The sequence below is a fragment of the Actinacidiphila alni genome, from assembly GCF_900112845.1.
Classification (GTDB): Bacteria; Actinomycetota; Actinomycetes; order Streptomycetales; family Streptomycetaceae; genus Actinacidiphila; species Actinacidiphila alni.
Genome location: NZ_FONG01000016.1, coordinates 190,650 through 204,589 on the forward strand (window position 1 = coordinate 190,650; position 13,940 = coordinate 204,589).

Annotated in this window: 8 protein-coding genes and 1 tRNA gene; 7 read left to right on the forward strand and 2 right to left on the reverse strand. The window is 73.5% G+C overall.

All coding sequences use genetic code 11. The annotated features are described in order from the left end of the window. Positions 1–40: 40 nt before the first annotated feature. Together BM076_RS24810 and BM076_RS24815 are read right to left on the reverse strand one after the other, a co-directional pair. Positions 41–1,117, reverse strand: a complete 1,077-nt coding sequence (locus BM076_RS24810) for an alkene reductase (RefSeq protein WP_093715906.1) — start codon at positions 1,115–1,117, stop codon at positions 41–43. Positions 1,118–1,204: 87 nt separating this feature from the next. Continuing rightward, positions 1,205–2,620 carry a glycosyltransferase 87 family protein gene (locus BM076_RS24815; protein ID WP_245796307.1) on the reverse strand — a complete coding sequence of 472 codons (1,416 nt, stop codon included), beginning with the start codon at positions 2,618–2,620 and terminating at the stop codon, positions 1,205–1,207. Between the two features lie 153 nt (positions 2,621–2,773). Between BM076_RS24815 and BM076_RS24820 the strand changes: the two genes are divergently transcribed. The 7 genes from BM076_RS24820 to BM076_RS24850 form a co-directional block, all read left to right on the forward strand. Then, positions 2,774–2,846, forward strand: a tRNA-Ala gene (locus tag BM076_RS24820). Positions 2,847–3,102: 256 nt separating this feature from the next. Then, the gene (locus BM076_RS24825; RefSeq protein WP_093715908.1) at positions 3,103–5,067 is read left to right on the forward strand and encodes a S53 family peptidase; all 1,965 of its coding nucleotides are present in this window, start codon (positions 3,103–3,105) and stop codon (positions 5,065–5,067) included. 253 nt (positions 5,068–5,320) lie between these two features. Further along, positions 5,321–8,200, forward strand: a complete 2,880-nt coding sequence (gene leuS / locus BM076_RS24830) for a leucine--tRNA ligase (protein ID WP_093715909.1) — start codon at positions 5,321–5,323, stop codon at positions 8,198–8,200. Positions 8,201–8,460: 260 nt separating this feature from the next. Then, positions 8,461–9,084: a hypothetical protein gene (locus BM076_RS24835; protein WP_093715910.1), complete on the forward strand. Its 624-nt coding sequence runs from the start codon at positions 8,461–8,463 to the stop codon at positions 9,082–9,084. Positions 9,085–9,275: 191 nt separating this feature from the next. Further along, positions 9,276–10,154, forward strand: a complete 879-nt coding sequence (locus BM076_RS24840; protein ID WP_093715911.1) for a DegV family protein — start codon at positions 9,276–9,278, stop codon at positions 10,152–10,154. Positions 10,155–10,321: 167 nt separating this feature from the next. Continuing rightward, complete coding sequence (locus BM076_RS38060; RefSeq protein WP_093715912.1) at positions 10,322–11,236, forward strand: ComEA family DNA-binding protein; 915 nt, start codon at positions 10,322–10,324, stop codon at positions 11,234–11,236. Further along, positions 11,233–13,940, forward strand: a 2,708-nt coding sequence (locus BM076_RS24850) for a ComEC/Rec2 family competence protein (RefSeq protein WP_093715928.1), incomplete at its 3' end; no start/stop codon positions are given. The genes BM076_RS38060 and BM076_RS24850, both read left to right, overlap by 4 nt.

Sequence of the window (13,940 nt, forward strand, 5' to 3'; positions counted from 1 at the left end):
CTCACGCTCGCCGGCGCCGGGCCCAGATCGCCGGCCGGGCCTAGAGATCCCCGTCCAGCGCCGGATAGTCGGTGTAGCCGCGCTCGTCGCCGCCGTAGTACGTGGCTCTGTCCGGGGTGTTGAAGGGGCCGCCCGCGCGGAGCCTGCGCGGCAGGTCGGGGTTGGCGAGGAAGAGAGCGCCGTAGGAGATCATGTCGGCGGTGCCGTCCTCGATCAGCGCCAGCTCCTGCGGGCCCGAAGGGCGGCCGTCGGTACGGGCGTTGAGCAGCAGGACGCCGGAGAAGCGTTTGCGCAGCTCCAGGGTGAGCGCCCGGTCGCCGGTCTCCATGATGTGCAGATAGGCAGGGCCGACCGCCTCCAGCGCCTGGATGAGCGCCACATAGGTGGCGTCCGGCTCCGGCTCGTGGATGTCGCCGAGCGAGTTGCCCGGCGAGATGCGCAGGCCCGTACGGTGCGCGCCGATCGCGTCGGCGACCGCGGTGACCAGTTCGACGGCGAAGCGGATCCGGTTGCCGGGCGGGCCGCCGTAACGGTCGGCGCGGACATTGGAGTTGGGGGCGAGGAACTGGTGCGCCAGATAGCCGTTGGCGGCGTGCACCTCGACCCCGTCGAAGCCCGCGGCGACGGCGTTGCGGGCCGCCGCCGCGTGGTCGGCCACCGTCCGCGCGATGCCGTCCTCGGTCAGCTCCAGCGGTTCGACGAATTCCTTCGGGCCGTCCCGCGTGAAGACCTTGCCCTTGGCGGCGACCGGCGAGGCGCCGACCGGGGCGAGGCCGTCCGGCAGCAGCGACGGGTGGCCGATCCGGCCGGTGTGCATGAGCTGGGCGAAGATCCGGCCGCCCGCCGCGTGCACGGCGTCGGTGACCTTCCGCCAGGCGGCGACCTGCTCCTGGCTGTGCAGGCCCGGGGTGTCCGGGTAGCCCTGGCCGACGGGGGAGGGCTGGGTGCCCTCGGTGATGATCAGCCCGGCCGAGGCGCGCTGCGCGTAGTAGCGGACGGTGGCGTCGGTCGGTGTGAGCCCGGGACCGTACGCGCGGCTGCGGGTCATCGGGGCCATGGCGACGCGGTTGGCCAGCTGGAGCCCGGCGAGGTCGAGGGGGTCGAACGCGGTGGTCAAGGCGGTCTCCAGGCTCGTCCGGCGGCGGGGCTCGTAGTCGGCCGACAGCCACCGTAACCGCGCGGACGCCCCGCAATTGTTGAGGATTCATGAACTTCCGGCCGGGTGGCGGGGGTTCGCGCCGGCCGGCCGGACACTCTCCGTGCCGGGTCCGATCGCCGGTCCGGCCGTATGTCCCACCGCCGGTTCGTCACCCGGTCCGACGCCCGGTCCGGGGAGCAGCCGTACGCCGTCGGCGGTTGACACGCTCCTGGTGGGCGTGGTGTACAGCGCGCGAACGGCCACCGTGCCGGCCACCGTCAGGAACGCCACCGCGGCCAGCGGATAACCGGCCGACAGCAGCATCTGCGGTGCGCTCTGCCGCAGTTCGTGCCGCCCGGGCCCGTGCGGCACGTCCCACAGCGCGAAGGAGCAGAACAGCGCGCAGCCCGCCGCCGTCCCCACCGCCCAGCGCGGGTCACGGCGCCGCAGCGCCTCCGAGCCGAGCAGTACCAGCATCGGCACCGCCCACACCCAGTGGTGCGACCAGGACACCGGGCTCACCAGCAGCGCCGTCAGCGCGCAGGACACCGCGGCCCACCCGGCCCCGTACGGCAGCCGGTCCCCGGCCAGCAGCGCGGCCACCGCCACCGCGAGGCCGGCCGCGCCCGCGAGCACGGCGGCCGTCAGCCACAGCGCGCCCGGATCGCCGATGTGCTGGAGCCGCGCCACCACCCCGCGCAGCGACTGATTGGCGGTGTCCTCGCCGAGGCCGACCCGGTCGGGCGCCAGCACCACGCCCGTCCAGAACCGCCGCGAGTCGTACGGCAGCGCGAGCGCCGCGACCGCGACCGTACCGGCGAAAGTGCCCGCCGCCACCAGGGCGCGGCGCCGGTACGCCGCGCCCCACGCGCGGACCTCCGGCCGCGCCGCCCGGCGCAGCGCGAGCAGCCCCGCCACCGCGAGCAGCACCGCGAAGAGCGCCGGCGTCAGCTTGATCCCGGCGGCGAGCCCGGTCCCGGCACCCGCCCAGCGGTGCGCCGCCGGCCGGGTCAGGTCCCACAGCACCAGCACCGCGAGCAGCAGATTGACCTGCCCGTACCGCAGCGTCGTCCACACCGGCTCGCACCACACCGCCACGGCCGCCACCGCGAGGACGGCCGCCGCCCGCGGCACCCGGCGGGGGCGCCCGGCCGTCCGCAGCGACAGCGTGACCAGCGCCACGAGGAGCAGCAGATTCCCGGCCGTCGCCGCCGTCCGCATCGTCCCCACCCGCAGCCAGGTCAGCGGCACGAACAGCAGCGCGGCGAACGGCGGATACGTCGTCGGCAGCCGCGCGTAGGTGGCCCGCATCGCGTACAGGTCGCCGCCGCCGCGTACGGTCGCGCCCTCGGCCCGGTACACCATCAGGTCGATCATCGACACATGCGCGCCGCGCTGCGCCGCCCAGAAGCCCGCGAAGGAAGCGGCGCACCCGCCCGCGGCCCCGGCCGTCCACGCCACCCGCCGCCGTACCGCGTTCACCCGGCCCGCTCCTTCCGCCTCCTGCTCATGGCCCGCGGACCGTGACAGAACCCGAGGTCGTACGCCCTCCACCGGCCGTAAACGAGTTGGCGGTCCCGGCCCGCGGCCGTGTAATGTATCCCGAGTCGTCGGGCCACCAAGCCCGGCACGCGCGGGGCTGTAGCTCAGTTGGTAGAGCGCTTGCATGGCATGCAAGAGGTCCGGGGTTCAATTCCCCGTAGCTCCACTCGTATGAGGGCGAAGTGTGTTCGCGGACGGCGCGGACCGGTTCGCCCTTCGTCGTTTCCGGGTGACCGCGCCGCGCGCCGGACCTGGCATTCCGCTTGAGCCGGTTCCTCATCCGCCCGTTCTTGACCGGCTCTTGGGAAAATCATTCCCCTGACATGAACCGTTCAGCGAAAGAGTGTCGCTCTGCGGTACGAGCCGTACGCATAGCGGCGACACACCGCACTTCGCGACAACTCGCTTCGCATGGGGGTTTCATGAGATTTGAGCGCAAAAGAACGCGTGTGGGACTGGTGGCGGCCGCCGCGCTGCCCCTGGTCGCCGGCGCGCTCGCGCTTGGCACCCCGTCCGCGTCGGCCGACCAGCCCAGCGGACGTCAACTCCTCTCCGGCACCAAGCCGCAGTGGGCCACCACCAAGGCGGACAAGGGCGCCACCGCGGACTCCAACAAGGTGTCCGTGCGCGTGTACCTGGCCGGACGGGACGCCAAGGGCCTCGCGGCCTACGCGAAGTCCGTCTCGGATCCGAACTCGGCTGACTACGGGCACTACTTGACCGCGGCGCAGACCCAGGCCCGGTACGGTGCGACCAAGGCCCAGATAGCCGAGGTCACCCACTGGCTGAAGTCCTCCGGCCTGAAGGTGACCGGCACCTCCCAGCACTACATCACCGTCTCCGGTGACGTGGCCGCCGCGGAGAAGGCTTTCGGCACGCAGCTCCACAACTACTCCAAGGCGGGTCACACCTACCACGCCCCGGCGAGCACGGCGTCCGCGCCCGCCTCGCTGCACGGCGCGGTGCTGACCGTCACCGGCCTGGACAACTCTCCCAAGAAGTCCAGCCACGACGACACGCTGCCGCCCCCGGACGCGGTCTTCAAGAACGCCGGACCCTTCTCCACGTACTACGGCTCCAACACCAACAAGAAGCTCCCGAACGCGTACGGCGGCAAGGCCCCCTACGCGATCAAGGGCTACACCGGTGAGCAGCTGCGGGCCGCGTACGGCGCGGGCAAGTACACCGGCAAGGGCGTGACGGTGGCGATCACCGACGCGTACGCCTCGCCGTACATCGCCCAGGACGCCGCCAAGTACGCCAAGCGCAACGGCGACCAGAAGTACAAGAAGGGCCAGCTCACGCAGGTCCTGCCGGACGACTACACCAAGACCGACGAGTGCGGCGCGTCCGGCTGGTACGGCGAGGAGACCCTCGACGTCGAGGCCGTGCACGCGGTCGCGCCCGACGCGGACATCGTGTACGTCGGCGGCGCCTCCTGCTACGACGACGACCTGCTCGACGCCCTGAACAAGGTCGTCGACGGCCACCTCGCCGACATCGTCTCCAACTCGTGGGGCGACGTCGAGGCCAATGAGACCCCGGACATCGCCGCGGCGTACGACCAGGTCTTCCAGCAGGGCGCGGTCGAGGGCATCGGCTTCTACTTCTCCTCCGGCGACGCGGGCGACAACGTCGCCTCGACCGGTGTGAAGCAGGCCGACACCCCCGGAAACTCCCCGTGGGCCACCTCCGTCGGCGGCACCTCGCTGGCGGTCGGCAAGAACGACAAGTACCAGTGGGAGACCGGCTGGGGCACCGAGCGCGCCCCGCTGTCCGCGGACGGCAAGACCTGGACCGGCTTCCCCGGCCCGTACACCTCGGGCGCGGGCGGCGGCACCAGCAAGCTGTACGACCAGCCGTTCTACCAGCGCGGCGTCGTGCCGGACTCGCTGGCGCTCGCCAACGGCGGCACCACCAAGCAGCGTGTCGAGCCCGACATCGCCGCGGTCGCCGACCCGAACACCGGCTTCCTGGTCGGCCAGACCCAGACGTTCCCCGACGGGTCGCTCCAGTACAGCGAGTACCGGATCGGCGGCACCTCGCTCGCCGCACCGGTGATCGCCGGCGTCCAGGCGCTGTCGCAGCAGGCCCGCAAGGGCATCGCGATCGGCTTCGCCAACCCGCTGATCTACAACAAGTACGGCACGTCCGCGTACCACGACGTGACCGACCACCCGCTGGGTCAGGGCCAGGGCCTGGCCGTCGTGCGCGTCGACTTCGCGAACTCCTTCGACGACTCCGACGGCACGATCACCTCGCTGCGCACCCTCGGCGCGGACGCGTCGCTGCACGCGACGGTCGGCTACGACGACGTCACCGGCGTCGGCACCCCCGGCAAGGACTACGTGAAGTCGTACCTGCCGCCCAAGAAGAACAAGCACTGACCTCACCCAGTGGTGTGAGGACGGTGTGACGTGGCCCGTACCGGGGAGTGATCCTCGGTGCGGGCCACGTGCGCGCTGCGGTAACCTGATGCCATGCGAGCTGTGAGCCTCCTGCTTAGCGAGCCGCGCTGACCACGACATATGTCAGTGCGGCACCCCTCCTGCGCGAGGGGCTTTTTTGTTTCCGCAGGCAGCGACAGGCAGCAGGCTTCCGGGCCGCAGCCGTCACGACATCGATGGAGTACCGAGGACGATGAGCGAGAGCACCCCGGCCGTCACCCCGGCCGACCAGACGGCTGCGCCGCACCGCTACACGGCCGAGCTGGCCGCGGACATCGAGGGCCACTGGCAGGACTTCTGGGAGACGCACGGCACCTATGAGGCGCCCAACCCCAGCGGCGACCTGGACGGCGACCCCCAGACCGCGGCCCGCCCCAAGAAATTCATCATGGACATGTTCCCGTACCCCTCGGGTGCGGGCCTGCACGTCGGCCATCCGCTGGGCTACATCGCCACCGATGTCTACGCCCGCTACCAGCGGATGACCGGCCACAACGTCCTGCACACCCTGGGCTTCGACGCCTTCGGCCTGCCCGCCGAGCAGTACGCCGTACAGACCGGCACCCACCCGCGGGTCACCACCGAGGCCAACATCGTCACCATGACGGCGCAGCTGCGCCGGCTGGGCCTGGGCCACGACAAGCGCCGCTCCTTCGCCACGATCGACCCGGCGTACTACCGCTGGACGCAGTGGATCTTCCTGCAGATCTTCAACTCCTGGTACGACGAGGACGCCCGCCGCGCCCGGCCGATCACCGAGCTGGTCGCGCAGTTCGAGAGCGGCGAACGCGCCACCCCCGACGGCCGCCCGTGGGCCGAACTGAGCGGCGTGGAGCGGTCCGACGTGCTGGGCGGCTACCGGCTGGCGTACGCCGCCCAGTCGCCGGTCAACTGGTGCCCCGGGCTGGGCACCGTACTGGCCAATGAGGAGGTCACCGCGGAGGGCCGCTCCGAGCGCGGCAATTTCCCGGTCTTCAAGGCCAATCTGCGGCAGTGGATGATGCGCATCACCGCGTACGCCGACCGGCTGCTGGAGGACCTGGACCTGCTGGACTGGCCCGAGGCCATCAAGCTGCAGCAGCGCAACTGGATCGGCCGCAGCGAGGGCGCCCGCGTCGACTTCCCGGTGCCCGGCGCCGACCGCCCGGTCACCGTCTTCACCACGCGCCAGGACACGCTGTTCGGCGCCACCTATATGGTGCTGGCCCCCGAGCACGACCTGGTGGACGCCATCGTGCCCGCCGCCTGGCCGGAGGGCACCCACCAGGTGTGGACCGGCGGCCACGCCACGCCCGCCGAGGCCGTCGCCGCGTACCGCAAATTCGCCGCGTCCAAGTCCGACGTGGAGCGCCAGGCCGACGCCAAGGAGAAGACCGGCGTCTTTACCGGAGCCTTCGCCGTAAACCCGGTCAGCGGCGAAAATGTCCCCGTCTTCATCGCGGACTACGTGCTGATGGGCTACGGCACCGGCGCCATCATGGCCGTCCCCGCCCACGACACCCGCGACTTCGCCTTCGCCCGCGCCTTCGAGCTGCCGATGCGCTGCGTCGTCGCCCCCACCGACGGCCGCGGCACCGACCCGGCGCAGTGGGACGACGCCTTCGTCTCCTACGACGCGACGATCGTCAACTCCACCGGCTCGGGCGTGGCCCTGGACGGCCTGGGCGTGGTCGAGGCCAAGGCCGCCATCACCGCCTGGCTGACCGAGCGCGGCATCGGCGAGGGCACCGTCAACTACCGGCTGCGCGACTGGCTGTTCAGCCGCCAGCGCTACTGGGGCGAGCCCTTCCCGATCGTCTACGACGAGGACGGCGTGGTGCACGCGCTGCCCGACTCGATGCTGCCCGTCGCCCTGCCCGAGGTCGACGACTACAGCCCCCGCACCTTCGACCCCGACGACGCGGACACCTCCCCGGAGACCCCGCTGTCGCGCAACGAGGACTGGGTGACCGTCGAGCTGGACCTGGGCGACGGCGTCCGCACCTACCGCCGCGAGACCAACACCATGCCCAACTGGGCGGGTTCCTGCTGGTACGAGCTGCGCTACCTGGACCCGCACAACACCGAGCGGCTGGTCGACCCGGCGATCGAGTCGTACTGGATGGGCCCGCGTGAGGGGCAGCCCGCCGGCGGCGTCGACCTGTACGTGGGCGGCGCCGAGCACGCGGTGCTGCACCTGCTGTACGCCCGTTTCTGGCACAAGGTGCTGCACGACCTGGGCCACATCTCGTCGATCGAGCCCTTCCACCGGCTGTTCAACCAGGGCATGATCCAGGCGTTCGTCTACCGTGACGCGCGCGGCATCGCGGTGCCCGCGGCCGAGGTCGAGGAACGCGACGGCGGGTACTTCTACCAGGGCGAGCCGGTCAGCCGCCTGCTGGGCAAGATGGGCAAGTCCCTGAAGAACGCCGTCACACCGGACGAGATCTGCGCCGAGTACGGCGCCGACACGCTGCGGCTGTACGAGATGGCGATGGGCCCGCTGGACGTCTCCCGGCCGTGGGACACGCGCGCCGTCGTCGGCCAGTACCGGCTGCTGCAGCGGATCTGGCGCAATGTGGTGGACGAGACGACCGGCGCGGTCACCGTCTCGGACGCCACGCCCGACGAGGCGACGCTGCGCGCGCTGCACAAGGCGATCGACGGCGTCACCGGCGACATGGCCGGGCTGCGCTTCAACACGGCGATCGCCAAGATCACCGAGCTGAACAACCACCTGACCAAGAGCGGCGGCGCGGTGCCGCGCTCGGTCGCCGAGCCGCTGGTGCTGCTGATCGCGCCGCTGGCGCCGCACATCGCCGAGGAGCTGTGGAGCAGGCTGGGCCACACCGGCTCGCTGGTGCACGAGCCCTTCCCGGTCGCCGACCCCGCCCTGGTGCAGGACGAGGCCGTCGTCTGCGTCGTCCAGATCAAGGGCAAGGTCAAGGCCCGGCTGGAGGTTCCGCCGACCGTCTCCGAGGCCGAGCTGGAGGCTCAGGCGCTGGCCGACCCGGCGGTCGTCGCGGCGCTGGACGGCGCCGCTGTGCGCAAGGTCATCGTGCGGGCGCCGAAGCTGGTCAATATCGTGGTGTGAGGCATTCCGTGCGCGGTGGCTCGCCGCGTGCGGTGGGCGGGCGCCGTTCCTCGGGGGCGATATCCCCGGGGAGCGGCGCCCGTTCCGTTTCGGGCGGTTCGGGGTGGCTCGGGGCGGTCCCGGGACGGCGCGTCCCTTAGGGGCAGGGTGGGGGATCGGCCGGATCCCGCGGGATGCCACTCCCGTTTACGGTGGAGACGTCTACGGTGGACGCAGGAGTGTCCGCCGTCCGTCGCCGCCGTGGCTGGAGGAGAGCGCCCGTGGATATCGTCGGCATCGTCGTCCTGGTGCTCGTCCTGGCCTTCGTCACACTCGGCGTCGTCGCCACGGTCAAGACGGTGCGCACCGCCAAGCGCGGTGTCGCCCGCGCCTCGGCCCAGGCGCGCAGGGCCGTCGAGGACGCCCAGCTCAAGGCCCGCCGCTTCACCACGATGGGCCCCGCGGGCGAGGTCGCCCAGCTCCGTATCGACCTGCGCACCGCGATCGACAGCACCTTCCGCGTCATCGACCGGAACGACCCCTCGCTGAGCGAGGCCGCGGGACTGCTCGACCGGCTCAACGACCACGCCCGCACCCTCGACCGCGAGCTGGCCGTCCTGGAGCGCGAACCCGACCGGGCCAGGCTCGCCGCGCTGCTCCCGGACCTCGACACCCGCGCCCACCGCATCACCCAGTCCGCCGACTCGCTGCGCTGGGCCGCCCAGGACCGCGCCCAGCAGTTCGCCGCCGACGACCTCGCGGTGCTGCGGCAGCAGATCGACATCGAGTCGGCGGCGCTGCGGCACTGGGAGCCGGCGCCGCGGACGCCCCCGGCGGAGGCGAAGCAGGCGCCGCCGCCGTCGCCTCCGAAGCCGAAGCTCGGCCCGATCCGGCCGGGTTCGTAGGGGAAGCCCCGGTCCGGGCGCGGGACCGGTCCTGCGCTGGGCGCGGGTCCGGGCGCGGCGTGCGGGACCGGTCCGGTGCGGGGCGCGGGATCGATACGGCGCGGGTCCGGCGTGGAGTTGCGGGTCCGGTCCGCTCCGGCAATCAGAACCCTGAGTACCGCCCCGACCTGCACCCCGGTAACCTCCCCGTCATGTCCCCGCATGTCGCCATCGTCACGGATTCCACGGCCTACCTGCGCCCCGAGGCCGTGCGCCGGCACAGCATCTCCGTCGTGCCGCTCACCGTGGTCATCGATGACGAGGCGTTCGAAGAGGGCACCGAAATCTCCGCCCCGGCCGTGGCGCGCGCCCTCCAGCGGCGCCGCCCGGTGACGACCTCCCGCCCGTCCCCGGGCGAATTCGCCGCCGTCTACGAGGCCGTCGCCGACTCCGGCGCGGAGTCGATCGTTTCGCTGCACCTGTCCGGCGAATTCTCCGGCACGTACGACGCGGCGCTGCTCGCGGCCAAGGAGGCGCCGGTCCCTGTCCGGGTGGTCGACACCGGAATGGTCGCCATGGCCCTCGGCTTCACCGTCCTCGCGGCGGCGCGGGCCGCGGAGGCGGGCGGCACCGCCGAGGACGTGGTGGCGGCCGCCGAGAAGCGGGCCTACGACACCTCGGCGTATTTCTATGTCGACACGCTCGACTATCTGCGGCGGGGCGGCCGGATCGGCGCCGCCCAGGCGCTGTTCGGCTCGGCGCTCGCCGTGAAGCCGCTGCTGCGGCTGGCCGACGGCCGGATCGAGCCGCTGGAGAAGGTGCGGACCGCGTCGCGGGCGATCACGCGGCTGGAGGAGATCGTCGTCGGGCAGGTGGAGCAGATCGGGCAGGCCGGTGAACGGGGAGAGGGCGGGCGGAAGGTGAGCCTCGCCGTGCACCACCTCGCCTCGGCCGAGCGGGCGGCGGCGCTCGCGGACCGGCTCCGTGAAAGGCTGCCGGACCTCGACGAGCTGGTGGTGAGCGAGGTGGGTGCGGTGATCGGCGCGCACGCCGGGCCGGGGCTGCTGGGCGTCGTCGTCTCGCCGCACTGAGACTTGTCGCGCTGAGCGTTTCCGCACCGAGCGTTGCCGCACCGAGTCTTGCCGCAGTAGGCCGAATCACCCTTGCGGGTGACGGAGTTGTCCACAGTCGGTGAGTTGTCCACAGATCGCCGACCAAGATCATCGCGGGGCGGGTGAGCGGGTCCACGATCGGAGTCATGAACTCCCTGGAACCGATCCTCACCGCCATCCGTCCGCAACGGAAGTCCGGCCCCGACCCGGCCGAGGTACGCGAGCGCGCCGCCGCGCTGTTCGGTACGTCGGCGGAGCGCGGCACCCGCGAGGGGGAGCGGGGTGAGCCGCCGGGGCCACCGGATCCGCCGGGCCAGCCGGACCCACCAGGTCTGCCGGTGCCCGTGCCCGTGCCTCGCGTCCAACGGGCGCGCCCGGTATCGCGCTTGCGCACCTGGCTCCTCGTCCGCTGCGGGCTGGAGTTCAAGACGGTGCTCGCGCTCGCGGCCGTGCTGATGATCGTGGGCGGGCTCGCGGTGCAGCACTTCATCGCGGGGCGCCCGCGGACGGTCGCGGTGCCGCCGCCGACGGCGGCACGATCGTCCTTCCCCGGGGCGGCGCGCGGGTCGCTGACGGTCGTGGGCGCCACCGCCTCCAGCACGGCGGCGGCGGTCGGCCCGAGCGCGGCGGCGAAGCTGGTCGTGGACATCACGGGCAAGGTCGCGAAGCCGGGCCTGCGCCGGCTGCCGCCCGGCTCCCGGGTTGCCGACGCCCTGGCCGCGGCGGGCGGCGCCCTCCCCGGCACCGACACCAGCGCCCTCAACCTCGCCCGCCCCCTCACTGACGGCGAACAGATCCTGGTCGGCATCACCCCGCCCCCGGGCGCCGCCGCCCCGCCCGGTCCCGCTGCCGCCGCGGGCGCCCCCACAGCCCCTGTCAGCCTCAATTCCGCGACCGCCGCCCAACTCGACACCCTCCCCGGCGTCGGCCCCGTCCTCGCCCAGCACATCCTCGACTTCCGCACCCAGCACGGCACCTTCACCTCCGTCGACCAACTCCGCCAGATCCCGGGCATCGGAGATCGCAAGTTCTCCACCCTCAAGCCCCTGGTCCAGCCATGACCACGGGGAAGCGCGCGCCGGCCGGCTCCGCCGCGAGGGAACCCACCGCCGCGCCCGAACACCCGGCCCCCGTCCTCGCCTCCGCCGAGGAGGCGTTCGCAACGCTGCCCGCCCGGGCCGGGGCCGACGGGGAGGCCGAGTCCGGTCCTGCTGAGGGAGAGCAGGGCGGCGCGCCCGGCCGGGCCGCGGCGGACGCGGAGTCCGGGCCGGGCGGGCGGTCGCCGTTGGATTCCCTGCCTGATGCGGCGGGGGAGGGAGGCCGTGGGCGGGAGCGGGCCGCGGTGCATGCGGCGGCCGGGTCACGGCTCGGGGACGCGAATCCGCGTCAGGAGGGGCCGCCCGATTGGCGGTTGGTCGGTCCGGCGCTCGCGGCGTGGGGCGGGGCGGCGCTCGCGCCCGGCGCGGGAGTACGGGCCGGGCTCTGGGCGGTGGCGGCGGCGGTGACCGTCGCGGTGGGGCTGCTGGTCGCGGGCCGGCGCCGCGGCCTCGCGCTGGCGGCCGCGGCGGCGCTGCTGTGCGGAGTGGCCGGAGCGGGCGCGGCCCTGCTGGCGGACTCCGACCGGCACCGCGGGCCGGTGCCGGGCCTCGCCGAGCGCCGTGCGGTGGCGGACGTGGAGCTGCGGGTGACGGCCGACCCCGTTGAGGCCCGCCCCCGGGTACGCGGCGCCGCGCGGGCGCCCCGTATGGCGGTCATCGGGGGAGAGGCGTTCCGGGTCGGGGCCACCCGCACCCGGACCCCGGTGGTGGTGATGGCCGAGGGCGACATCGGACCGTGGCTGCGGCTGCTGCCGTCCACCCGGATCGCGGTCACCGCCCGGCTCACCCCGTCCGACCGGCCGGGCGACCACGCCGCCGCACTGCTCAGACCCCAGGGCCCGCCCCGCGTCCTGGCACCACCCAGCGCGCCGCAACGGCTGGCGGCACACCTGCGCGCGGGACTGCGCACGGCGAGCCGCCCGCTGCCCGCCGACGCCCGCGCGCTCCTGCCCGGCCTGGTCGTGGGCGACACCTCGGCCCTCACCCCGGAGCTGAAGGAGGCGTTCCGTGCCACCGACCTCACGCATCTGACCGCCGTCAGCGGCGCCAACCTGACGATCGTGCTGATCCTGCTGATCGGGCCGCCCGGTGTCGCGATCAAGGCCGAACGCCGCGGCCTGGCCGCCTCGTTGGGACTGCCGCTGCGGCTGACCGCACTGCTCGGCGCGGGCCTGACGCTGGCCTTCGTGGTGGTGTGCCGGCCGAGTCCCAGCGTGCTGCGGGCCGCCGCCTGCGGGCTGATCACGCTGCTGGCCATCGGCACGGGTCGCCGCCGTTCCCTGCTCCCGGCGCTGGCCGCGGCCGTCCTGCTGCTGGTGCTGTACGAACCGGACCTGGCGCGGTCCTTCGGCTTCGCGCTGTCGGTGCTCGCCACCGGAGCGCTGCTGACGCTGGCGCCCGGCTGGAGCGAGGCCCTGCGGGCCAGGGGAGTGCCGCCCCGGTTGGCGGAGGCGCTGGCGGCGGCGGGAGCCGCGCAGGCGGTGTGCGGGCCGGTGATCGTGCTGCTGTCGGCCCGTCTGAGCCTGGTCGCGGTGCCGTGCAATCTGCTGGCCGAACCCGCGGTGGGTCCGGCCACGGTGCTGGGCTTCGCGGCGCTGGTGGTCGCCCCGGTCGCGCCGCCCGCCGCCCGCGCGCTGGCCCGGCTCGCGGGCTGGCCCGCCCTGTGGATCGCGACGGTCGCACGGCACGGCGCCGCGCTGCCCGGCGCGCAAGTGGCCTGGCCGGACGGCTGGGCGGGCGCCGCGCTGCTCGCCGTCCTCACGGCCGCCGTCGTGGTCTGCGGCCGGGGCCTGCTGCGCCGGCCCTGGGCCGCGATCGGCTGCGCCGTCCTGCTGTTGCTCGCGCTGCTGCGGCCGGTGCCGCTGCCGCGGATCGTGGCGGGCTGGCCGCCGGGCGACTGGCGGTTCGCGATGTGCGACGTCGGCCAGGGCGACGCGCTGGCGCTGTCGGCGGGACCCGGCGCCGCCGTCGTCGTGGACGCGGGGCCCGACCCCGCCAAGGTCGACCACTGCCTGCGCGACCTGCGGGTCACTTCGATCCCGTTGCTGATCCTCACCCATTTCCACGCCGATCACGTGGACGGTCTTCCCGGTGTCCTGCGGGGCCGCCGGGTCGGCGCGATCGAGACCACGGTCCTGGACGAGCCGCCCGGGCAGGCCGCCGGCGTGGGGCGCGAGGCCGCGGCAGCCGGGGTGCCGATGGTGCGTGCGGCGGCGGGCGAGCGGCGCCGCCTCGGCCCGCTGGAATGGCAGGTGCTGTGGCCGCCGCCGAGCGCCGCCGCGCTCCCTGACGACGGCCCGAACGACGCCAGCGTGGCGCTGCTGGTCCACACCGGCGGCTTGACCCTGCTGCTGATGGGCGACCTCGAACCGGCGGCGCAGGAAGAGCTGATGACGGAGGTGCCCGACCTCCCGAGGGTCGACGTTCTGAAAGTCGCCCACCATGGCAGCGCGTATCAGGACCCCGACCTGTTCACCCGTGTCCACCCGCGCCTCGCCCTGATCTCCGTGGGCGCCGACAATCCCTACGGTCACCCGTCGGCCCGTACGGTCACCGCTCTCCAGGCCCTGGGCGCCGTGGTGCTCCGCACGGACACCGACGGTCCGATCGCGGTGAGCGGCACCGCGCCGGGCGAGCTGCGGACGACGCTCGCCGGGAGCGGTTCGGT

What these genes read in the sequence shown, in the direction of transcription:
- BM076_RS38060 (WP_093715912.1), top strand. Translation starts at nt 10,322, where the DNA reads ATGAACTCCCTGGAACCGATCCTCACCGCCATCCGTCCGCAACGGAAG.
- BM076_RS24825 (WP_093715908.1), top strand. Translation starts at nt 3,103, where the DNA reads ATGAGATTTGAGCGCAAAAGAACGCGTGTGGGACTGGTGGCGGCCGCC.
- leuS (WP_093715909.1), top strand. Translation starts at nt 5,321, where the DNA reads ATGAGCGAGAGCACCCCGGCCGTCACCCCGGCCGACCAGACGGCTGCG.
- BM076_RS24840 (WP_093715911.1), top strand. Translation starts at nt 9,276, where the DNA reads ATGTCCCCGCATGTCGCCATCGTCACGGATTCCACGGCCTACCTGCGC.